Below are 20,966 nucleotides of genomic sequence, written 5' to 3'. Positions count from 1 at the left end.
GCTTGTGTTTTCATTCGCAGCCCTCCCCCAATTCCCGCACCGGGCCATCCGTGGTTCTCGTGCAATGGCAGCTAACGGGGACAGCCTTGGGGAGTGCAGGTGGCAGCAATTGGGTGGTTTTCAGAATGGCGGTTCTTTGATTGCGAAGTTCGGCAATCTGCCCTTCCTTCTGCAAGTCGACCTGAAGCTAAGCGGGCGGATAACCTGTCTGCGATTTTGATAGACAGGGCAGTATTCTGACGCCGAAGCTTTTTAAATCCCAAATTATCAGCCACAGGCCAAACATGACCGAAAACGAAATGAGGGATTTGCTATTCGACCATCACAGGTCCGATATCCATTCCTTGATCGTTGAAACGCGGCAGCCGGTTGCCTTGCCGCCAGACAGCTTCCCCAGCATTGCTCAGTTATTGCAACATCGGACCGAAACCAAAATAAATAAGATGATCGAGAATCTCGAAACCCTTCAATTGGATGGGAAAGAGGTTCGGCTGGTCCGACATAATGACTCGACAACCCGCGTTGACCTACTCGGGAGCATCGCAGACTCCGGCGATTTAGTCATCATCGAACTGAAAAAATCAGACCAGACAGAACGGCAGGCTTTCACCGAACTTTTGGGCTACGCCAATCATTTCTGCACCCTATTTCCGCCGCTGTCCGAGTCGAGCCTGCAAACAATTCTGATAGCTCCGATGGAAGGAAGAGGCGTGAGAGACGCTCTGGCCCAAGAGCTAATAATTAACGACAAGAACACGCTTGCGTTCATTCCGAAAATTGACGGCGAGAAAATCAGGCTTAAAGCGTATTACCCAAGCGATCTCTATTATCGCTGGGTCGAAAACAACATCCTTGCCGACAGCTCAATGACTGTTGTGACGGCATCGTTCCCACTGATTGATGGGTGGATTGATGCTGGCGAGCCTGGAGGTGCGCCGCCGCACTACACGCAAGAGGCGTTCAAAACGATGACCAGCCTAATTGCTCAACGGCTTGAGGCCGACGGGCTGCATGGCTTGGTATATGCCCGGCAGTATTGGGCCGAAGCCTGCCCAGCTTTCCCATATCCAAACACACTTGTTCTGTGCGTTGTAAATCCATTCAACCCGCTTCGAGCCTCATCCTCGGACGGGACCGTTTTCGGCGCATCCGATCAGTCGCGTTTGGATGCTGTCCAAGCCATCGTCGATCAAGTGGCTGACAATGAATATTGGCTGGAAAGCCTGCATTCGGCGTTTATGGGGCAAGCAATACGCATCATGCAGGACGCGTTTCAACAGTTCTTTATCAGCGAGAATGGCGTTGCCATTCGTCCCGAAATCAGCGTGCCTGATTGGCTGGGCTTCAAGACCAGCATGATCGAAGCTGTCATCTGCCACAACATGCATATCAAGCTAAGCGGTCTTCTGCGGACCATTTTTACGGACTATATGGCGCATTGCTATCGGACTGGCATGGACGACTTTTATTTCTCTGATGACCTTCCGAAATTTGGTTACATGGCCCATGATCATTTCCTAGCAGCATGGGAGATTTTGAGCGGGCTTTCATGGACCGAGATTGACGAACGGGATGAGGCCGACGAATGACGGTCTCATTGCCTTGGGCGTGCAAAGGTATCAGTTTGCATTAATATAGAACACAGTCTTGATCCCATAACCGCATCCCAATTTCAGCGAGATGCGTCCGCTTCTTGGGTCTGGAGAGGGTTTGACGAACGTCCGCTTTGCGGTCGCCTACAGAACGGCAGCATTTGCAGAAAAACACCGCAAAGCCGACCTCACCCCCATAGGCAGGACAGCAAAGCCTGCCCGGCGCCCCTGTCCTACAGGCCCGCTCTGCGATACACTCCGCACATGAGCAGAAACCCCCGCAATTCCGCCACCCGCTCGGCCCGTCCAGCCGCCAGCGCCCCCGCCGGAAATGCCCCCGGGAGTTTCGCCTCTGGACTGTGTCAACTGTGTCAACCTGACCTGAATTCAAACGGAGCGCACCGCGCATGAAGGCCCTTCTCTCCACCGCGCTTGCGCTTGTCCTCGCCTTCCCCGTCGCCGCAGGCGCTGCCGAACCGCAACGCACCCTGCTCCGCCCCGCAGCTGTGTTCGATGGCACCGATCCCGCGCCCCATCCCGGCTGGCAGGTGCTGGTTGAGGGCGACAGGATCGCCGCCGTCGGCCCCAACCTCACCGTGCCGCCGGGCACCGCCACCATCGACCTCCCCGGCCAGACCCTCATGCCCGGCCTGATCGAGGGCCACGGCCACTTGTTTCTCCACCCCTACAATGAAACCCCGTGGGACGATCAGGTGCTCCACGAGTCCCTCGCCCTGCGCACCATCCGCGCCGCCAAGGCCGCCGAAACCACGCTGCGCGCGGGCTTCACCACGGAGCGTGATCTCGGCACCGAAGGCGCGGGCTATGCCGATGTCGGCCTCAAGAAAGCCATCGACAGCGGCCTCACCCCCGGCCCCCGCCTCCTCGTCGCCACCCGCGCCATTGTCGCGCAGGGCGCCTATGGCCCCAAGGGCTTCGAACCCGGCGTCGCCGTCCCGCAGGGCGCCGAGGAAGCGAGCGGTGTGGAGGGCGTTGTCCGCGCCGTCCGCAATCAGATCGCGGCGGGCGCAGACGTCGTGAAGCTCTATGCCGATTACCACTACCGCCCGGGCGAGCCGAGCCTGCCCACCTTCAGCCAGGCCGAAATGGACGCCGCCACCGCCGCCGCGCACGATGCGGGCCGCACGGTCGCGGTCCATGCCGTAACGGCGGAAGGCATGCGCCGCGCCATCAATGCCGGGGTCGATACCATCGAGCACGGCGATGAAGGCACGCCCGCCGTGTTCAAGGCCATGGCCGCCAAGCGCATCGCCTTTTGCCCCACGCTCGCCGCCGGGGAAGCCATCGCGCGCTACCGCGGCTGGACCGATCCCGAACACCCGCCCGCCGGCGTCGCCGAGGGCCGTACCGCCTTCCGCGCCGCGCTCGCCGCCGGGGTTCCGATCTGCATGGGCGGCGATGTCGGCGTCTTCGCCCACGGCGAGAACGTGCGCGAAATGACCGCGATGGCCGCCGCCGGGATGAGCCCCGCCGCCGTCCTCATCGCCGCCACCTCGGGCAATGCGCAGGCCTTCCACCTTACCGATCGCGGTGCGGTCAAGCTCGGCCTGCTCGCCGATCTGATTGCTGTCGAGGGCGACCCGACGCGCGATCTTTCCGCGCTCACCCGCATCAAGCTGGTGATCAAGGGAGGTGCGGTGGTCCGGTGATCAGACGAGGTTGTTCCGCGCCAGCGTGGTGCCTGCCCGCCACGAAACGCCGACCTCGTGCCAGTACCCGGCAATCTTCTCCTGCGGCGTGATATCGAGCAATTCCTCGACCGGCGAATCGAAGTACGTGAGGTCGAAATCGCCCTTGAAGCAGCGGCCGAAGTCCACGTCGTAGCTCGACATGGTGACCACTTCGTCGAGGCTCTGGGTTCCGTCGGTCTCGATCGCGGGCATCCAGCGGTTGTGGACCATTGGCAAGCCGTTGACGAAGCCGGGCTTCTCCGCCGCCTCGGTGATGGTGAAGCGCCCCTCGGCCAGCCGCCGGTCGAACGCCGCCAGCGTCACACCGAAGGTTCCGCCCGGCTGCAAGCGCGGGCCAGCCTTGCCGACGTAGACCGGACGGCTCATCTGGATCGAGCCGAGCTTCTTGGGATACCCCTGATGCTGGCCGCGCAGCATCGCGAATTCCTTGTCCACCCAGATATAGACGCAGCGCGACCAGGTCTTGCCCTGGAACTGGCACCGCACCACGATGAACATCTCCTTGTACTGCACCCGCACCGGATCAAGGATCTGCAAGGGATCGTCGGAGGTCGATTGCCAATCCGCCCAGATCGCCGCGACAGCGCCGGGGTCTTCCTCGGCCAGCGTGAAGCCCTCGGGCAGCAGCGCCGCGATCTTCGCAGGGTCGGTGCGGTATTCCAGCGTGATGAGCTCGCCCGAATAGTGCCACGGCACCGGCGGTACGATGCTCGCCTTGCCGCTCGGCGTGCGGGGATAGAACAGGCCCTTCAGGTCGCTCATCATTACCTCGTCTCGATGCTGTCACTCGCTTCTAGCGCCCCCGCCCCGCCAAGCTTGGCCGCAGCGGCCAATGCCTGTGGCGCGTGAGGACGCTAAGGCTTATCACAAATGGAAACGAGGGCCTCACGATGACCACCGAATACCGCCGCATCCTGCTCGATGGCTATCCCATCCTGACCACGCGCCACGGCGACGAACTTGTCACCAAGGACGGGCGCAGCGTGGGCGTCGACGAAGCGGTACATCTAGCGCCCTGCAACCCGAGCAAGATCATCTGCGTCCATCTGAACTACATCAGCCGGGTCAAGGAGTTCATCACCAAGCTCCCCGCCGCGCCGACCTACTTCCAGAAGCCGCTGACCGCGCTCAACACCCACAAGGGCGCGGTCGTGCGCCCCGAACGCTGCAAGTACCTCAACTACGAAGGCGAAATCGCCATCGTCATCGGCAAGAGCTGCCGCAACATCTCGCCGGATGAGGCCGCCGACTACATCCTCGGCTACTCGGTCGCCAACGACTACGGCCTCCACGATTTCCGCGACACTGATGCAGGCTCGATGCTGCGGGTGAAGGGGTCTGACACGCTCTGCCCGATCGGCCCTGGCCTCGTCACCGGCTGGGATTTCCGCAACAAGCAGATCCGCACCATCGTCAACGGCGAAGTTCGGCAGGACGGCAATACCAGCGAGATGGAGTGGGACATGCACTACCTCGTCGCGGATATTGCCCGCACGATCACGCTGGAGCCGGGCGACGTGCTGCTTTCGGGCACGCCTGCCAACAGCCGCCCGGTGCAGCCGGGTGATGTGGTGGAGGTCGAAGTCGAAGGGCTCGGCAAACTCACCAACACCATCGTCCATGGCCCCACCCCGATCCGCGACGATTGCGGCGCGCAGCCGACCGAGTCCGAAGAAGTGATCTCCACCGCGATGGGCGGCGACTGGGAATTCCGCGGCAAGCGCGCAGCGGGCGGCCAGGGCGCGGCGTTCTATGAGTCGGCGCTCGAGACAAAGTGACAGCGCTATGCTGGCACGGGTGCGGCTGATAGGCTAGGCCGCATGGCCGAGCCCCAGATCGCCGCGCAGTTCCTGCGCCACGTGGCCAATTGTGTCGAGCTGACCGGCCATTCGGCGGCGGGGCTGCTGGCGCGCATCGGCGTGACGCGTGAGGTGCTGGAAGATCCGGACGGGCTGATCCCGCTCGCAAGCTTCGTCTCGTTCTTCGAGGACGCGGCGGAGCTGGTGCGCAACCCGCACTTCGGGCTGCATGCGGGGCGGCTATCCGGATCGGACAGCCTCGGCCCGCTCAGCTTCCTGTTCCTCAGCGCGCCAGACCTGCGCACCGCGTTCACCAGCTTTACCCGCCACCTTGCAACCATGCAGCAGGCGAGCCGGAACCACTTCGCTGATGAAGGCGGCTGGGCGACGTTTTCCTACGGCGTGCTCGACCAGTCGCTCACCCGGCGGCGGCAGGATGCGGAATACTCGATAGGCGCGATGGTCAGCCTTGCGCGGCAATTCACCGGCGGCGAGATCGAGCTGCGCGAGGTGCGCTTCGAGCACGAACGGGTGGGAGACTACGCGCGCTACCGCGACTTCTTCGGCTGCGACGTGTTCTTCGAGCAGGACTGCAACGCGATTGCGATGGATGGGCGCTATCTCGATGCGCGCGGCCGGGTGCTGAGCCCGAGCCTCCATCCGATCCTCGAGGAACATCTCCAACGGTTGGCCGGTCGCGGGACGGCGGCATCGCTGGCGGAACAGGTCCGCGCGATGATCGAGCAGGCACCGCTCGATGCACCGCCCGACCTTGCCGAAGCGGCACGGCGGCTGGACCTTTCCGTGCCCACCTTGCACCGCCGCCTGACCGCAGAGGGCACCGGCTGGCGCAAGCTGGTGCACGAACACCGCATGGAAACCGCCGCACGCCTGCTGCGCACCAGCCGCCGCAATGTCAGCATGATCGCACTCGACGTTGGCTTTGCCGAGAGCGCGAGCTTCACCCGCGCCTTCGCCCGCCATTTCGGCATTCCGCCGGGGCGCTACCGGAAGGGCGAAGGCGCCGCGCAAAAATAGGGCGCAAAAATAGGGCCAGTCCCTATTTCCAATTTGGTTATCCAGCCACGCGTCGCATCAGGCCGGTCAGCCGGTCCATGGCTTCGTTCAGCAGATCATCGGGCATGGTCAGTGCCGGCAGGAAGCGCACGACATTGCCGCGCATCCCGCAGGAGAGCAGCAGCAGGCCGTCCTTCGCGCCTTCCTGGACGATCGCCTTGGTCAGCTCAGGATTGGGCCGGTCCGGATCGCCATCGTGGACAAGCTCCATTGCGATCATCGCACCGGGGCCGCGCACATCGCCGATCACGCGCATGCCGCCCTGCTGCAGCGCGCGCAGGGTGCCCTTGATCGTGTTGCCGATGGTGACCGCGCGTTCGCAAAGCCCATCTTCGGCGATGATCTTGAGCACTTCCAGCCCCGCCACGCAGCCGAGCGGCGAGCCGCCATAGGTGCCGCCGAGGCCGCCAGCATCGGGTGCGTCCATGATATCGGCGCGGCCCATCACGCCCGAGATCGGGAAGCCGCCCGCCATGGCCTTGGCGATGGTCATGATATCGGGCGTCACGCCAGTCGCCTCACGCACCCAGTCCATCGCGAAGAGGCGGCCCGTCCGCGCGAAGCCCGATTGCACCTCGTCGGCAATCAGCAGGATGCCGTGCTTGTCGCAGATATCGCGCAGGGCTCGGAAGAAAGCGTAGGAGGCGGTGTAGAACCCGCCCTCGCCCAGCACCGGCTCGAGCACGATGGCGGCGACTGCGGCGGGCTCGATCGTCGAGGCGAACAGCGCTTCGAGCGCGGCTACGGCCTGCTTTTCGTCAAAGCCGTGGTAGGGGATCGGGAAGCGGGTGTGGAACACATCACCGGGCAGCGGGCCGAACCCGGCCTTGTAGGGAAGCACCTTGCCGGTCATCGCCAGCGTGAGCAGCGTGCGGCCGTGATAGCCGCCCTGGAAGGTGATGATGCCGCGCCGCCCGGTCGCCATGCGCGCGATCTTCACCGCGTTTTCCAGCGCTTCCGCGCCAGTGGTCAGGAAAATCGTCTTGACCGGGCCTTCGATGGGCGCCGCCGCGTTGAGCTGCTCGGCCAGCGAAATGTAGCTCTCGTACGGCGTCACCTGAAACGAGCAGTGCGAGAACTGGTCAAGCTGGCGCTTCACGGCATCGACGATGCGCGGGTCGGAATGGCCGGTGTTGCACACCGCGATGCCGGTCGCGAAGTCGATATAGCGGTTGCCGTCAGCGTCAAACGCTTCGGCATTCACGCCGCGCTCGAAGAAGCGCGAGTGGATCGAGGAGACCCCGCGCGGCACGGCGGCTTCGCGGCGGGCCCAGAGGTCCTGATTGTTGGTCATCGGCCAATTCCCCCCATGAGGCAGTATTTGAGTTCGAGATATTCATCGAGGCCATGGCGCGAACCTTCGCGGCCAAGGCCGGACTGCTTGATGCCGCCGAACGGCGCAACTTCGGTCGAGATGATGCCATCATTCACGCCGACCATGCCGTATTCGAGCGCTTCCATCACACGCCAGACGCGGCCCAGATCGCGCGCGTAGAAGTAGGCGGCGAGACCAAAGGGTGTGTCATTGGCTTGGCGAACGGCGTCATCCTCTTCGGCGAAGCGGATCAGCGGCACCACGGGGCCGAAGATTTCGGAGCTGGCAATCGCCATGTCGCCGCGCACGCCGGAGAGGAGCGTCGGCTCGAAAAAGCCGGGCCCGGCGTTCGAGCGGTTGCCGCCCATCAGCGCGGTGGCGCCGCTCGCCAGCGCGTCGGCGACAAGGCTTTCGACCTTGTCCACCGCGGCCGCATTGATCAGCGGGCCGATGGTCGTGCCGGGGGCCGCACCATCGCCGACAACCAGCGCGGCAACCTTCGCGCGCACCTTCTCGACAAAGGCATCGTAGACGCCGTCCTGCACCAGCACGCGGTTGGCGCAGACGCAGGTTTGCCCGGCATTGCGGAACTTGGAGGCCATCAGGCCATCGGCGGCGGCATCGAGATCCGCATCATCGAACACGATGAACGGCGCATTGCCGCCGAGTTCGAGGCTGAGCCGGGTGACGTTTTCCGCCGCCTGCGCCATCAGGATCTTGCCGACGCGGGTCGAGCCGGTGAAGCTTAGTTTGCGCACCTTGGGATGGCGGCAGAACAAGGTGCCGACGCCCGCCGGATCGTTGGAGGGGGTGACGCGGAACAGGTCTGCGGGCACCCCTGCCTCACGCGCCAGTGTTTCCAGCGCGAGGGCAGACAGCGGCGTCGCCTCGGCGGGCTTGACCACGATCGAGCAGCCCGCGGCGAGCGCGGGGCCAACCTTGCGGGTGATCATCGCGATGGGGAAATTCCACGGCGTGATCGCGGCGCAAGTGCCAACTGGCTGCTTGATGGTGAGGACGCGCTTGCCGGCTGCGAAGGTCGGCACCGTTTCGCCATAGGCGCGCTTGGCTTCTTCGGCGAACCACTCGATGAACGAGGCACCATAGGCCACCTCGCCGCGCGCTTCGGCGAGCGGCTTGCCGCATTCGGCGGTGATGAGCGCGGCGAGTTCCTCCTGCCGCTCCATGATGAGGCCGTACCAGCGGCGGAGCACGGCTGCGCGCGCCTTGGCTGTTTCGGCTGCCCAGGCGGGGCGTGCGGCATCGGCGGCATCGATGATCGCGGCGATCTCGGCGGGTGCATAGTCGCGCACGGTGGCGATCAGCGCGCCGGTCGCCGGGTTATGGACAGCAAGGCCGGTGCCTTCGGGCACGGTTTCAAACACGCATGAGCTCCTCTTGAAACGGAATCAGGTTGGCAGCGCGGATAGCGCCTGATGCTTGCGAATGGGAACCAGCAACAGTGCATAGCTTACGATGAACAGCGCCACGCAAAGCAATTCTGCCGAGCGGTAGCCGCTGCCATCAAGCAGCTGCGCCGCGATCAGCGGACCGCCGCCGAGGCCGATCATCTGCATCATGATCGCGAACGACATCATCCGCCCGCTTTCATCGAAATCGCAGACGCGGCCAAGGATGAACGGCAGCACGAAGTTCCATAGCACGTTGAAGCCGCAGACACCGACCACGAAGAGCATCAGCGTGGGCTTGCCGATCAGCAGCGTGATGCTCGCCGCACCAGCAAGGATGCCGAACGCGATGGCACCATTGCGGCTGATGCGGCCCGCCAGAAACACCGAAGCGAGCGCGCCGCCAACGGCGAGGATCTGCGAGAGGAACAGCGCATCTGCCACAGACTGCTCGGCCAGCCCTGCGCCGATGCCGACGAGGAACAGGACCGCCCAGGCGATCCCTTGCGCGATGTTGTAGGCCAGCACCCCGGCCAGTGCGACGACCAGCATCGGCGTCGCCAGTTGGCGGGCTTCGGGATTGACCATTTCCTCGGGCGAATAGGCGTGCGGCAGGAACGGCAGGGTCGCGAGCGAAGCCAGCGAGAGCACCGCGAAACCGATGAACATGCCGTCAAGGCCATGGCTGCCCAGGAATTCCGGGAGATACCACAGCCCGAAAGCGCCATAGGTGAGCAGCAACGTGAGATAGAGTGCGAGGTTGCGTTCGGCGCGAATGGTCACGCCGACGAAGGTGAAGCTGATCGAGGTGATCGTCCCCTCGCCGAGCCCCGTGACAAAGCGCGCAATCTCGAAGGGGCCGCCCTGCGGGGCACCGAGCGAGGCAAAGTTGCCGAGCGCTGCAACGACCAGTCCTGCCGCCACAACCCAGCGCCAGTTGATCCGCGTGCCCCACAATGCCATGAAAATCGTCGCCAGCGCGACCCCCAGCATCTCGACGCCCGCGAGGTTGACCGCAGTCGCCTCGTCCACATGAAGCTGCGTGACATAGCCCTGCACCACGCCCGGCTGGATGATGAACGAGAGGACGCCGATCGTGCCGAGGATCACCGCGCAGAGGATCGCCGGCCAGCCATTGACGTCAATGTCGCGCCGCGCGGGCGTTGCGTTCGCCATCTGCCGTTTGTCTCCCCGTCTATCCCCGGTGCCCTTGCATGGCAGGGGCGCGCCCGCTTGGCAGGATCGGACATTCCGGCCGCCGCGTCCATGCCCTCGCCCACGACTTTTTTGATCATGATTTGATGATTTGGATCAATATCCGTAAGCTGCGAATCGCTTAGCCTCGCATCACAAGAACACGCCTACGCGTGCCCCCGGGGAGACAGCATGGCACCAGCGACCGTACGCGCCGCCGCAATGAACGGCTGGGAGAGCTTTCTGGAAGACCGCGCCGCCGCGCCCGTGCTGGGCGATGGCCCGCCGCCGGATTCAATGCCGCCGGAATCCATGCCGCTGGCGGAATTTGTCCGCTTCTCGGAAGCCGTTGTCGCCCGCACCCGCGATGTGGCAATCCCGTGGCTGGCGGGGGGCAACTACGATCTCGCCGCGCTCGGGCCGCTGGGCGATGCGATCAACTCGGCAGGCCGCGTGGGTTCGGCCTTGCGGCGGCTGGTGGACTACTTTTCGCTGCTGCAGGACTGCACGGATATCCGCCTGGGGCTTGAGGACGACATGGCCTCGGTCAGCTACCGCATCCTCGATCCCGATATCTGGCCGCGCCACCATGATGCCATGTTCACGCTGGGCATCGTCAGCCAGATCCTGAAGCGCGGGCTCCATGGCCACTTGGGCGGGCATTGGGACAAGATCGAGTTCGCATTCGAGGCGGAAAGCCACGAAATGCGCGGCGATATTGGCAAGGTGGTCTGCGCGCCCTGCACTTTCGGCGCGGATACCAATCAGATCCGCTTTCCCGCCGCGCTGCTCGACCTCGCACTTCCGGCGCAGGCCAATCCGCCGGTGGCCGACGTGCGCCAGCTTACGCGCTCGATCGTGACCAAGCGGCGCGAGACCCCGCTGGTCGACCGGTTGAGCCAGATGGTGCTGCGCGATCTCAATTCCTGCGCCATCGAGCAGGAACGCTTTGCCCGCGAGATGGGAATGTCGAGCCGGACCTTGCGCCGAAAGCTGACCGAGCAAGGCTCATCGTTCCAGCAAGTGCTAGATGAATGCCGGATGCGGCAGGCCGTGTTCGAATTCCGCGTGCGGCCCGATTTGTCGATCGCGCAGATCGCGCTAAGGCTGGGTTATGCCGAACACAGCAACTTCACCCGTGCTTTCCACCGTTGGAGCGGACTTTCCCCGCAAGCGTTCCGGACGAACCTGGCCGGCACGGCGCACTGATTTTCAGGACAGACCATGACCCGACTGCTGCTGCTTGAAGGCAACACCGCGCCCAAGCGCGCCCGCGCCCATGAACTCGGCGTGCGCACCTCGAGCGAGATCTATATCGAGGCGATTGCCGCGCATTATCCGGATATTGCACTCGACGTGCTGAACGGTGCGGATGAGGGCGAGACGATCCCCGGTGGGCGCACGTGGTCCGACTACGCAGGCTTCGTCGTGACCGGCTCGGCACTCCATGCCTATGATGCCGAGTTTGCCGTAACCAACCAGATCGCGCTGCTGGTCGAGGCGGCGGAGGCGGGCCTGCCGATCTTCGGATCGTGCTGGGGTTTGCAGATAGCGGCGGTCGCTGCGGGCGGCGAAGTCGCCTTCAACCCGAAGGGCCGCGAAGTGGGTTTTGCGCGCAAGATCCTGCTCAATGAGGCTGGCCGCGCGCACCCGATGTTCAAGGGCAAGGCGCCGGTGTTCGATGCGCCCTGCATCCATTATGACGAAGTGATCCGCCTGCCCGAGACGGCGACGCTGCTGGCGTCCAACGCGCACAGCGAAATTCAGGCGGCGGTGATCCCGCTGGCCAACAGCGAAGTCTGGGCGGTGCAGTATCACCCGGAGTTCGATCTCGGGCAGCTTGTCCAGCTCTACACGCTCTATGCCGAGGACATGGTCGCGCAGGGGTTCTTTGCCGATATGGCTGAACTGGTGGTCTATCGCGAGAAGCTGGCGGCGCTGGCGACTGATCCGGCAAATTCCGGTCTCGCCTGGCAGCTTGGCGTTGACGAGGATGTGTTGGACAACCGCACCCGCCGCGCGGAAATCCTCGCGTGGATCGAGGCCAAGGTGCTTTAATCGACCAATCCGCTAGCATCCAAATCTTCGTCATTCCCGCGAAGGCGGGAATCCAGAGCGGCAAGCGCGGCGTTTGGGGCTCTGGATTCCCGCCTTCGCGGTAATGACGAAGGTGTGTGGAGGTGCGCCGCGATCCCGGAGGCACACAACCCTTGACAAAATGAACCATATAGGTTATAAGCCCCGCCCAGATCGGGAGCAGGCTTGGCCGGCCTCGCCCTCGCTCCTTTGGCCGTAACAGGCCAACGCGACCGGTGCGGGCTGCGGGTTCAAGGTGGGGTGGTTTCCCCAAAGTCCTTGGCCAGGCACTTACCGCGCCAGCACAGGATCATGGCTCCCGTCCCGCTTCTGCCGGACGCGAGCAAAGACCGGCACGCCTGCGAGCCGCTACCCCGGTCCCGGGCCATGATCGACACAAATGGCTGCGCCGGACCTCTTCCGCAGTCCGGCCACTCGCACCCGGCGGAATACGACGCCCCTCCCGCAGCACCTGTGCAGGTGCCGCACCGGTCGCGCGATCGCTCCCCATTGCCCGAACAGCACAACGCCGCGCCGCCAAATCCAACAGCCGCACTCCTTCTTCCCCTCCCCCGGTCGGGGGAGGCCGGGTGGGGGTGCGCGGCGCCAAACGGCAAACCCTACATATCAAACCACACATGCACCTGGCTGGTCCCGGTCGCGTTCTCATAGTCCGAAAACTGCCGCCCTTTCGCCTTCCACTCGTGCCCGCCGCATGCTGCCGCCATCATCAGGTAGTGGCCGAAGCGGGCCTCAGGCGCGTGGCGCAGGTAGTCGGGCATCGTGTCGATCACGGCGGCATGGTTGCCCTCGGCAAACCAGCGCAACCGCTCAAGATCCGCCTCGCGCGCTTCGGATGAGGAAATGTGGATGGGATCGGAGGCTTCGTGCTGCGCGATCTGGTCGAAGGGCCAGAAGCGATGGCTCATCGAGCCGCTGGCAATGAGCACCACGCGCTTGTCGGATTCGCGGATCGCCTGCCCGATCCCTGCGCCGACGCCGAGGAAATTGTGCGGCTCAGCCGAATAGGCGTGGCTGACCGAAATCCACTTTTCCTCGCCTTGCAGGAAGGTCGAGAGATTGACCGTGGGATAGTGCATCGGGAGGTAGGGGTCATCGTTCGCCGTGGTACGCACCCCGTGCTCGGTCGCGCGCTGCGCCATTGCGGCAGCGAGTTCGGGGCAGCCCGGAATATCGTAGGGAATCTGCTTCATGCCGCGCGGCAGTTCGTCCGATGTGAAGAGCCCCGTCCGGCGCGCGTGCGCGGCGATGCAGAACTCCACGATGGTGAACCAGTGCGTATCGAACAGCACGATTACATCGGGCTTCAGCACATCAAGCACTTCGCTCTTCAGCCGCCGCAATCCGGGCACGAGGCTGATTTCCTTGCCCTCGTTGAGCTCATAGCGGTCCGCCTCGGACATCATGATGGTCGGCGCGTGTGCAACGAGCCCTGCTCCGATGATCTCACCCATGTTGCGGTTCCTTGTGCTGCAATGAGCGCTCAATAGGCCTGCTGCGCGCGGACAAGAAGGCCCCCAAGCCGGACACAGCGCACTCTGTCCGGTTATGCCAAGTCCCTCGGCCCAAGGTGGGACTAGCACGGCAATCGAACAGGAGAGGTTCCCATGCCATTTGCATTCTCGCGCCAGGCTGACGCGCACGTCGATCTGTCCTCGCTCGATGCCTTCAACGACGGCGCACCCTTCGAAACTTTCGCGCGCATGCGCCGCGAAACTCCCATGGCGTGGTCCGAAATGGCGAGCGGCGAAAAGGGCTTCTGGTCGGTAACGCGCCATGCCGATCTGCTCGAGCTCAACCGGCAGGCCGATCTCCTCTCCTCAGCGCGCGGGATCCGCATGGAAGACCAGACCATGGAGGAAGTCGAGGCGCGCAAGACCTTTCAGGAAACCGACGCGCCGCACCACCGGGGTTTTCGCGCGCTGGTTTCCAAGGCCTTTGCCAAAGGCACCGTTGCCCAGTTCGAGGACCAGATCCGCAAGATCGTGACCGAACTGCTCGATGTCGCGCTTGAGGAAGGCGAGTTCGACGCGGTGGACCGGATCGCGCGGCGCCTGCCCATGCAGATGCTCGCGCAGATCATGGGCGTGCCGCAGGAAGACGGTCCGTGGCTCGTCGAAAAGGGCGATGCGCTGATTTCCAATGCGGATCCGGACTACACCGATTTCGTCGTCGACCAGCTCGATAGCGATGCCTACCGCATGCTCCCGTTCCGCTCGCCGGCGGCGATGGACTTGTTCGACTATGCCAACAAGCTGCTCGATCGGATGGATGCGGGCGAACAGATCGGCGTGCTCAATCTGGTGCGCGAGCCGACCAACAGCGGCGCGCAAATGTCGCGCGACGAGTTCCGCAACTTCTTCTGCCTGCTGGTGGCGGCGGGGAATGACACGACGCGCTACTCGATCTCCGCCACGATCCATGCGCTGGCGAATGATCCGGCGCTGCTTGGCCAGTTGCAGCGCGGCGAATTTCACAGCTGGGAAGCGGCTGCAGACGAAATGATCCGTTACGCCTCGCCCACAACCCATTTCCGCCGCACCGCGACGCGCGATTTCACCTTCCATGACAAACAGGTGCGCGAAGGCGACAAGGTGCTGCTGTGGTTCATTTCAGGCAACCGCGACGAGACGGCGATTGCCGATCCCTACCGCATCGACCTGACGCGCGAGCGCAATCCGTTCCTCTCGTTCGGCCAGGGCGGCCCGCATATCTGCCTCGGCATGTGGCTTGCCAAGCTTGAAGTCGCTATCGTCATGCAGGAACTGGCCAAGCGCCTGACCGCCATCGAACAAGTGCGCGATCATGCCTTTTTGCGCAGCAATTTCATTCACGGCATAAAGCATCTGCCGGTACGCGTAAAAGCGCGCTGAAGGGGAGAGAGATGAACCGCATGTCCAGGATCGAACCCAGCCAGGTGCGCGCCGAGAGCTTCGAACCCAAAGCCTTCGAAAGATGCCGGATTCTCTTCGCCGACCAGCTCAATCTCGCGCGCGGCAAATATGTGCCGATGAGCGAGGCAGCCAAGGGCCATGCGCGCATGTGCGTCGGCACCTTTGCGGTGACTTATGACAAGGCGCTGGTGGCAGCACCGGGCGGCGGGCTGCTGACGGGTCTGCCCGATATGGAAGTGACCTTCGATCCGGCGGACATGCGCCCCTCGTGGGAGGCAAATACGCAGATCGCGCTGGGCGCGCTGCGGTTCAAGGGCGAGCCGTTCGCGCTGTGCGGTCGTTCTGCGCTCGCCCGCGCGATCGAGGCGTGGCGGGCGCGCGGGCTCGATCCGATGGTGGGCATCGAGATGGAAGCCTATGTCTTCCAGCGCGGACCGGACGGCTCCTGGGTGCCCTATGACACGCCGGGCGGGTTCGTTTACGGCACCGGCCCGTTCGCCGATCCGGCCGGCCTGATCGAGGAAGTCTGGGCGACGGCGGCGGCCTGCGGCATCCCCATCGAATCCATCAATGCCGAATTCGATGCGCCGCAGTTCGAGCTTACCCTGCGCTATGCCGATGCGATGAAGGCGGCGGACGATGCCTTCCTCTTCCGCCAGATGGCGCGCGAAGTGCTTTACAAGCGCGGCTACCTGCTCTCGTTCCTGCCCAAGCCCTTCGCCGAAAAGAGCGGCAGCGGGCTCCATTTCAACCTCAGCTTCACGCAGGCGGACGGCAGCAATGCCTTTGCGAACGATGTGGCGAGCGGCTCGCTTTCGCCCACGATGCAGGGCGCGATCGCAGGAATGCTGCAACACCATGAGGCGCTGTCCGCGATCATGGCGCCGCTCACCCAGAGCTATGCCCGGCTCCAGCCCGCCAGCCTTTCCGGCTATTGGGCTAACTGGGGCATCGATCACCGCAGCGTAACCGTGCGCGTTTCGGCAGAGACCGGCCCCGCCGCGCGCATCGAGCACCGCATGGCAGACTGCGCCGCCAGCCCCTATTTCGCGATGGCGGCGATGCTGCAGGCGGGCTTGCTGGGTCTCGACAACGGCTACGAATTGCCGCCGGAGGAAGTGAACGACGGGTTGGAGACGATCAGCACCGATCGGCACACCCCGCACGATCTCGGCTCTGCGCTCGATGCGCTCGAGGCGGACACCGTGCTGTCCGGCGCGATCGGGCAGGAACTGGTCGACAACTTCATCGCCATCAAACGCGAGGAAGTGCGCATTCTCGAAGGCAAGTCGGCCGAAGAGCAGCTCGCCTACTACCTCCACTACATCTGACGGGAAGCGCCATGCGCGAACGCATCGATATCGGCGGCTTTGCCGTCTCGCCCGACCATTTTATCGGCGGCAAGCGGGTCAGCTCGGCTGAAACGTTCGAGACGCGCTGTCCGTTCGAGTGGGACCGCAAGCTGGCCGATATGGCGCGCGGCGATGCGCAGACGGCGGCCCTTGCTGCAGAAGCGGCGAGCGCAGCATTTCCAGTCTGGGCAGCACTGACCGCGGCTGAACGGGGCGCATATCTGCATCGGCTGGCGGACCTGATCGAGGCCAATGTCGAAAAGCTGGCCACGATCGAATGCCTCGACATGGGCATGCTGCTGGAAAGCCTGCGCCTGCGGGTGATCCTGCGCGGCGCGGCGAATTTCCGCAACTATGCCGATCTGGCGACGGCGCATGAGGAACGCGTGTGGTCCTCGCGCGGTACGCTCAACCGCGTGATCCGCATGCCGGCAGGCCCTGCGCTGATCATTACCCCTTGGAATGCGCCGTTCATGCTCTCCACGTGGAAGTGCGCGCCCGCGCTCGCGGCGGGCAATACGGTCATCCTGAAGCCCGCCGACTGGTCGCCGCTCTCCGCATCGGTGCTGGCGGACCTGATCGCGGAAGCGGGCTTTCCAGCGGGCGTGTTCAACATCGTGCAGGGCCTTGGCGCAGAGCTTGGCAATGCGCTGACGTCCGATCCGCGCATCAAGCGCATCAGCTTCACCGGCTCCGTGCCGACAGCAAGGATCATCGGCAAGGCGGCGGCGGAGAACATCGTCCCCTTCACCGCTGAGCTGGGCGGCAAATCGCCGCTGCTCGTGTTCGCGGACGCCGATATCGATGCGGCGGCAAAGAAGGCGGCGGGCCAGTTTGATGACAGCGGGCAGGTCTGCATGGCTGGCACGCGGATCATTGTCGAGGACAGCGTGAAGGACGAATTCCTCGCGAAATTCCACGCCTACACCGACGTGCATGTGATGGGCGACAGCCGCGATCCAGCAACCACCATGTCCGCGCTGATCCATCCCGTCCATGCGGAGCGCGTGCTGGGTTTCATCGACCGCGCCCGGGCGGCGGGCGATACCATCGTGCGCGGCGGCAAACGCTGGAAGGAGGGCGCGAACTGGATCGAGCCGACGCTGATCGTGCCGAAGGACAACCAGAGCGAAGTCGTCCAGAGCGAAGTCTTCGGCCCCGTCCTCACCTTCCAGACGTTCAAGGACGAAGCCGAAGGTGTGATGCTCGCCAATTCGACCGCCTATGGCCTCTCCGGCATCGTCTACACCGGCAGCGAAGAGCGTGCCCAGCGCGTTGGCCGGGCCGTGCGCGGGGGCACGGTGTGGGTGAACACCTTCCTGGTGCGCGATCTTACCGCGCCGTTCGGCGGGATCGGCATTTCGGGGATCGGGCGCGAGGGCGGTGATTATGCGCTCGATTTCCACTCGGACCTCAAGACGCTGCAGATCCTTGAGGGCAGCGTCGCCTAGGCCGGATCGAAGCTGCGCACGATATCGATGAAGGAGCGAACCGCGATACGCTCCACCGCCGGCATCCGCTGCGCAAACGGCATCTGATACCCGGCGAAAACGGTAAGCCCCTCCATGGAGGCGGAGATGAACAGCGCAAGGTCAAGACGCGCCACTTCCGGCAGATCGGGGCGCATTTCCGCGATGATTTCGACCAGTGGCGCGCGGGCGCGGTCATACAGTTCGTGGACGCGTTCGTAGACGAAGGCATCGTGGTTCGCGAGCGCCCAAAGCTCGGGAAACAGGCGCGTCGTCTTCTTGCTGCCGATATCCTCGATGATGAGACTGCACAGCCGCGTGAGACGCTCCTCGGGCGCGAGGCCAGGGGCATGGACAATCGCGCCGAACTCGACCTCGTAACTGCTGATCACCGCATTGAGCAATTCCCGCACGAGATCCTCGCGCGTCGGGTAGTGATAGGTGAGATTGCCGAGGCGCATGCCGCAAGCCGCCGCGATCCGGCGCATCGACATGGCGCGGTAGCCCTCTTCGATCAGGATATGCAGCGAGGTGCGCAGGATGAGTTCGCGGGTCTCATACCCCTTGGCATATCCGCCGTCGCGATCGGGCATCATGAGGTCGGTCACCAGCTTCGGGATACCGTCCATATCAGTCTCCGGCATGGCGAAGTGCCATGTGAACATCCTAACCCAGGTTGAATTTATGTCCATCGTCCAATTTAGGACAGTTGACAATTTTATGCTGCTTGGGCCATTTTGCAGACGGGACAGCGGGGTCCGCCCGTTTTGAAAGGGAAATAGAATGCGATTGATCGCACCCGTTTTCGCATCTGCGCTGTGCCTCTCCGCTGTTCTGGCCTGACCCGTCACGGCGGCAGAAAACCGTTTCCCGCAGCCACTGGCCGAAGAAACCCTCCCCAGCGTCGCAAAGCTGCCTGCCACATGGCCGCAAAGCTGGGTCACGATCCACGATTTCCACTTCAACGCGATCATCGATGGCCGCATCGCGGTGGTTGATACGGCCGATACGGTCCAGCCGCTCAAGGGCCTCGTCCGCGCGTCGCAGTTTGCCAACTTCCTCATCGCGAAGGATCGCGGCGAACTCTACACCGCCGAGACGTTCTACACCCGCCTGACACGCGGTGAGCGCACCGACGCGATCACCATCTGGGATGCCTCGACGCTGCAGCCCAAGGGCGAGATCGTGCTGCCCGGCGGCAAGCGCCAGCAATCGGTTACTTATCCGCACCTGTTCCAGCTGACCAACGGCGGCAAATGGGCACTCGTGGCCAACTTCACGCCAGCCCAATCCGTCACCGTGGTCGATCTGGCCGCGCGCAAGGTGCTGGGCGAGATCGATCTGCCCGGCTGTTCGCAGATCTATCCCACCGGTGAGCGCGGCTTCACCAGCCTCTGCGCCGATGGCTCGCTGTTCAGCGTGGCGCTCGATGCCAATGGCGCCGCCGCTTCGTCGAAGTCGGTGGCCAAGGTGCAGGATATCGACAACCAGGCGCTGTTCGGCACCCCGGCCATGGTCGGCACGACAGCGTGGTTCGTCAGCTTTCATGGAATGATCCAGGGCTTCGACCTCTCCGGGACGGTGGCCAAGCCCCTCCCCGGCAGCTTCAGCGTCGGCACAGCCGATGGCGGATCGCCGGAATGGCGTCCCGGCGGCTGGCAGGTCATCAACGCCGATGCCGCGGGCAAGCTCTATGTGCTGATGAGCCCCTACGGCAAAGAAGGCAGCCACAAGGACGGCGGCAGCGAAGTGTGGGTGGTCGATCCGGCCAAGAAGGCCCGCACCATGCGGATTGCGCTGAAGGGCCAGTCTGTCGCCATTGCCGTGACGCGTGAGGCGACACCGCATCTCGTGGTCGCACAGGCCGGCGGCGCGATCGACATCTATGATGCGGCGACCGGCGCGTTCGTGCGCACGCTTGGGGCCACCGTCGCGGCCAATCCGATCGTGATCCAGGTGCCCTGATGGCCGCATTGGTCCTCTTCTGCGCGGGCCTGCTCGCGGCCTCGGCCTTGCACAAGGTTCTGGCCCGTGATCGGCTGGCTGAGGCGACCGCGCGGCTCGTTGGCGTCGGCGCGGTTCCGGGCCAGCTGCTGCTGGTACTTGCCGGGACGCTGGAACTTGTGGCAGCCGCCTGCCTGCTGGCAGCGCCGCTGCGCCTTGCCGGCGCGGTCATCGCGGCGCTGGTCTGGGGCACATATGCCCTCGCCCTTGCCCGCCGCCGCGGCGAAACGCTCGATTGCGGGTGCGATCTTGCAGCGCGCCCCAAGCCCGTCAGCACGGCGCAAGTGCTGCGCGCGGGCGGCCTCGCGCTGCTGGCCGCAGGCGTTGCCCTGTTTCCGGACGCGCCGCTAACGCTCGATGCCCCGTTCGCGGCGGCCGGGCTCCTTGCACTCTACCTTGGCGCCAGCGAACTTCTCGCGATCCCGGCGCCGCTATGGAAAGCAGCCTGATGCTGACAAGCCAGATCCTCCTGTGGGCGGCGGTCATCGGCCAAGCCCTGCTGATCGCCGCGCTCGCGCGTCAGGTCGGCATCCTCCACGAACGCATCGCCCCGGCCGGCGCGCTTACGCTGCACCAGAAAGTGGCGGTGGGCGAAAAGGCCACACCGATGACGCTGGCAGACGTGAACGGCGCAGGCGTTGCCATTGGCGGGACGCGCGATGGTCGCAGTCAGCTTCTGTTCTTCGCCTCGCCCGATTGCCCGATGTGCAAATCGCTGCTCCCCGTGGTGCGTAGCGCCGCGCGCGCCGAGGCTGGCTGGCTCGATATCGTGTTGGCGGGCGACGGCAGCAAGTCTGGCTATCTAGCAATGGCGCGCGAACACGGGCTGGAGGCACTGCCGATGGTTCTGTCCGAAGCGCTGGGCCGCGCGTTTGGCGTTTCCAAGTTGCCCTATGCCGTGCTTCTCGACGAGGAAGGCCGCGTCGCCTCACTCGGCCTCATCAATAGCCGCGAACATCTGGAAAGCCTGTTCGAGGCAAAGGAACGGGGCGTCGCCTCGATCCAGGAATTTCTCTCTCGCCGCCAGGCGCACAACCATCAGGAGGCCTGAC

The 20,966-nt window shown here is 64.1% G+C and carries 18 protein-coding genes; 12 read left to right on the top strand and 6 right to left on the bottom strand.

Annotated elements, in window-relative coordinates; translation table 11 throughout:
* Window positions 1-284: 284 nt before the first annotated feature.
* Window positions 285-1,589, top strand: coding sequence for a hypothetical protein (locus ACODS2_RS11850; RefSeq protein ID WP_488998986.1), 1,305 nt, complete (start codon window positions 285-287; stop codon window positions 1,587-1,589).
* Between the two features lie 410 nt (window positions 1,590-1,999).
* Window positions 2,000-3,262, top strand: a complete 1,263-nt coding sequence (locus tag ACODS2_RS11845) for a metal-dependent hydrolase family protein (protein WP_488998985.1) — start codon at window positions 2,000-2,002, stop codon at window positions 3,260-3,262.
* Here ACODS2_RS11845 and ACODS2_RS11840 read toward each other — a convergent pair whose 3' ends face one another.
* Entirely contained in the window at window positions 3,263-4,066 is an 804-nt protein-coding gene (locus ACODS2_RS11840; protein WP_488998984.1) for an acetoacetate decarboxylase family protein, read from the bottom strand.
* A 128-nt stretch (window positions 4,067-4,194) separates the two neighbouring features.
* On the opposite strand from ACODS2_RS11840, the gene ACODS2_RS11835 reads away from it, so the two are divergent.
* Window positions 4,195-5,082 carry a fumarylacetoacetate hydrolase family protein gene (locus ACODS2_RS11835; RefSeq protein WP_488998983.1) on the top strand — a complete coding sequence of 296 codons (888 nt, stop codon included), beginning with the start codon at window positions 4,195-4,197 and terminating at the stop codon, window positions 5,080-5,082.
* 42 nt (window positions 5,083-5,124) lie between these two features.
* Window positions 5,125-6,141: an AraC family transcriptional regulator gene (locus ACODS2_RS11830; protein WP_488998982.1), complete on the top strand. Its 1,017-nt coding sequence runs from the start codon at window positions 5,125-5,127 to the stop codon at window positions 6,139-6,141.
* A gap of 37 nt (window positions 6,142-6,178) precedes the next feature.
* On the opposite strand, the gene gabT is transcribed toward ACODS2_RS11830, so the two are convergent.
* From gabT to ACODS2_RS11815, 3 genes are read right to left on the bottom strand one after another with little or no spacing between them, the layout of a single operon-like run.
* Window positions 6,179-7,474, bottom strand: a complete 1,296-nt coding sequence (gene gabT / locus ACODS2_RS11825; protein ID WP_488998981.1) for a 4-aminobutyrate--2-oxoglutarate transaminase — start codon at window positions 7,472-7,474, stop codon at window positions 6,179-6,181.
* A complete protein-coding gene (locus ACODS2_RS11820; RefSeq protein WP_488998980.1) occupies window positions 7,471-8,880 on the bottom strand; it encodes an NAD-dependent succinate-semialdehyde dehydrogenase in 1,410 nt (469 codons plus the stop codon). Before ACODS2_RS11820 ends, gabT begins: the two co-directional genes overlap by 4 nt.
* Window positions 8,881-8,904: 24 nt before the next feature.
* Window positions 8,905-10,080, bottom strand: a complete 1,176-nt coding sequence (locus ACODS2_RS11815) for an MFS transporter (RefSeq protein ID WP_488998979.1) — start codon at window positions 10,078-10,080, stop codon at window positions 8,905-8,907.
* 210 nt (window positions 10,081-10,290) lie between these two features.
* Here ACODS2_RS11815 and qhpR point away from each other — a divergent pair, with 210 nt between their 5' ends.
* Together qhpR and ACODS2_RS11805 are read left to right on the top strand one after the other, a co-directional pair.
* Window positions 10,291-11,307, top strand: coding sequence for an AraC-like transcriptional regulator QhpR (gene qhpR / locus ACODS2_RS11810; RefSeq protein WP_488998978.1), 1,017 nt, complete (start codon window positions 10,291-10,293; stop codon window positions 11,305-11,307).
* 15 nt (window positions 11,308-11,322) lie between these two features.
* Window positions 11,323-12,156, top strand: a complete 834-nt coding sequence (locus tag ACODS2_RS11805) for a type 1 glutamine amidotransferase (protein WP_488998977.1) — start codon at window positions 11,323-11,325, stop codon at window positions 12,154-12,156.
* 638 nt (window positions 12,157-12,794) lie between these two features.
* Here ACODS2_RS11805 and ACODS2_RS11800 read toward each other — a convergent pair.
* On the bottom strand, window positions 12,795-13,649 hold the full coding sequence (locus tag ACODS2_RS11800; RefSeq protein ID WP_488998976.1) for a 3,4-dihydroxyphenylacetate 2,3-dioxygenase: 855 nt from the start codon (window positions 13,647-13,649) through the stop codon (window positions 12,795-12,797).
* 153 nt (window positions 13,650-13,802) lie between these two features.
* On the opposite strand from ACODS2_RS11800, the gene ACODS2_RS11795 reads away from it, so the two are divergent.
* From ACODS2_RS11795 to ACODS2_RS11785, 3 genes are read left to right on the top strand one after another with little or no spacing between them, the layout of a single operon-like run.
* Window positions 13,803-15,068, top strand: coding sequence for a cytochrome P450 (locus tag ACODS2_RS11795; RefSeq protein WP_488998975.1), 1,266 nt, complete (start codon window positions 13,803-13,805; stop codon window positions 15,066-15,068).
* Window positions 15,069-15,079: 11 nt separating this feature from the next.
* On the top strand, window positions 15,080-16,420 hold the full coding sequence (locus ACODS2_RS11790) for a type I glutamate--ammonia ligase (protein ID WP_488998974.1): 1,341 nt from the start codon (window positions 15,080-15,082) through the stop codon (window positions 16,418-16,420).
* Between the two features lie 11 nt (window positions 16,421-16,431).
* Window positions 16,432-17,892 carry an aldehyde dehydrogenase family protein gene (locus ACODS2_RS11785; RefSeq protein ID WP_488998973.1) on the top strand — a complete coding sequence of 487 codons (1,461 nt, stop codon included), beginning with the start codon at window positions 16,432-16,434 and terminating at the stop codon, window positions 17,890-17,892.
* On the opposite strand, the gene ACODS2_RS11780 is transcribed toward ACODS2_RS11785, so the two are convergent.
* Window positions 17,889-18,539 carry a TetR/AcrR family transcriptional regulator gene (locus ACODS2_RS11780; protein WP_488998972.1) on the bottom strand — a complete coding sequence of 217 codons (651 nt, stop codon included), beginning with the start codon at window positions 18,537-18,539 and terminating at the stop codon, window positions 17,889-17,891. The genes ACODS2_RS11785 and ACODS2_RS11780 overlap by 4 nt on opposite strands.
* Before the next feature lie 361 nt (window positions 18,540-18,900).
* On the opposite strand from ACODS2_RS11780, the gene ACODS2_RS11775 reads away from it, so the two are divergent.
* Genes ACODS2_RS11775 through ACODS2_RS11765 form a run of 3 tightly spaced genes read left to right on the top strand, consistent with a single transcriptional unit; the run spans window position 18,901 to window position 20,965 of the window.
* Entirely contained in the window at window positions 18,901-19,875 is a 975-nt protein-coding gene (locus ACODS2_RS11775; RefSeq protein ID WP_488998971.1) for an amine dehydrogenase large subunit, read from the top strand.
* Window positions 19,875-20,363 carry a MauE/DoxX family redox-associated membrane protein gene (locus ACODS2_RS11770; protein ID WP_488998970.1) on the top strand — a complete coding sequence of 163 codons (489 nt, stop codon included), beginning with the start codon at window positions 19,875-19,877 and terminating at the stop codon, window positions 20,361-20,363. Before ACODS2_RS11775 ends, ACODS2_RS11770 begins: the two co-directional genes overlap by 1 nt.
* A complete protein-coding gene (locus ACODS2_RS11765; RefSeq protein WP_488998969.1) occupies window positions 20,363-20,965 on the top strand; it encodes a thioredoxin domain-containing protein in 603 nt (200 codons plus the stop codon). Before ACODS2_RS11770 ends, ACODS2_RS11765 begins: the two co-directional genes overlap by 1 nt.
* Window position 20,966 lies beyond the last annotated feature (1 nt).

The organism is Novosphingobium sp. FG137, from assembly GCF_057809735.1.
The sequence above is the reverse complement of the archived record's forward strand: the minus strand, read 5'-3'. Positions and strand labels throughout refer to the sequence as shown.

Excerpts from the sequence above, each read along its gene's own strand:
- ACODS2_RS11770 (WP_488998970.1), top strand. The coding sequence starts at position 19,875 with ATGGCCGCATTGGTCCTCTTCTGCGCGGGCCTGCTCGCGGCCTCGGCC.
- ACODS2_RS11830 (WP_488998982.1), top strand. The coding sequence starts at position 5,125 with ATGGCCGAGCCCCAGATCGCCGCGCAGTTCCTGCGCCACGTGGCCAAT.
- ACODS2_RS11790 (WP_488998974.1), top strand. The coding sequence starts at position 15,080 with ATGAACCGCATGTCCAGGATCGAACCCAGCCAGGTGCGCGCCGAGAGC.
- ACODS2_RS11765 (WP_488998969.1), top strand. The coding sequence starts at position 20,363 with ATGCTGACAAGCCAGATCCTCCTGTGGGCGGCGGTCATCGGCCAAGCC.
- ACODS2_RS11800 (WP_488998976.1), bottom strand. The coding sequence starts at position 13,649 with ATGGGTGAGATCATCGGAGCAGGGCTCGTTGCACACGCGCCGACCATC.
- ACODS2_RS11785 (WP_488998973.1), top strand. The coding sequence starts at position 16,432 with ATGCGCGAACGCATCGATATCGGCGGCTTTGCCGTCTCGCCCGACCAT.
- ACODS2_RS11845 (WP_488998985.1), top strand. The coding sequence starts at position 2,000 with ATGAAGGCCCTTCTCTCCACCGCGCTTGCGCTTGTCCTCGCCTTCCCC.
- ACODS2_RS11815 (WP_488998979.1), bottom strand. The coding sequence starts at position 10,080 with ATGGCGAACGCAACGCCCGCGCGGCGCGACATTGACGTCAATGGCTGG.
- ACODS2_RS11795 (WP_488998975.1), top strand. The coding sequence starts at position 13,803 with ATGCCATTTGCATTCTCGCGCCAGGCTGACGCGCACGTCGATCTGTCC.
- ACODS2_RS11780 (WP_488998972.1), bottom strand. The coding sequence starts at position 18,539 with ATGGACGGTATCCCGAAGCTGGTGACCGACCTCATGATGCCCGATCGC.
- gabT (WP_488998981.1), bottom strand. The coding sequence starts at position 7,474 with ATGACCAACAATCAGGACCTCTGGGCCCGCCGCGAAGCCGCCGTGCCG.
- ACODS2_RS11805 (WP_488998977.1), top strand. The coding sequence starts at position 11,323 with ATGACCCGACTGCTGCTGCTTGAAGGCAACACCGCGCCCAAGCGCGCC.
- ACODS2_RS11835 (WP_488998983.1), top strand. The coding sequence starts at position 4,195 with ATGACCACCGAATACCGCCGCATCCTGCTCGATGGCTATCCCATCCTG.
- qhpR (WP_488998978.1), top strand. The coding sequence starts at position 10,291 with ATGGCACCAGCGACCGTACGCGCCGCCGCAATGAACGGCTGGGAGAGC.
- ACODS2_RS11840 (WP_488998984.1), bottom strand. The coding sequence starts at position 4,066 with ATGAGCGACCTGAAGGGCCTGTTCTATCCCCGCACGCCGAGCGGCAAG.
- ACODS2_RS11850 (WP_488998986.1), top strand. The coding sequence starts at position 285 with ATGACCGAAAACGAAATGAGGGATTTGCTATTCGACCATCACAGGTCC.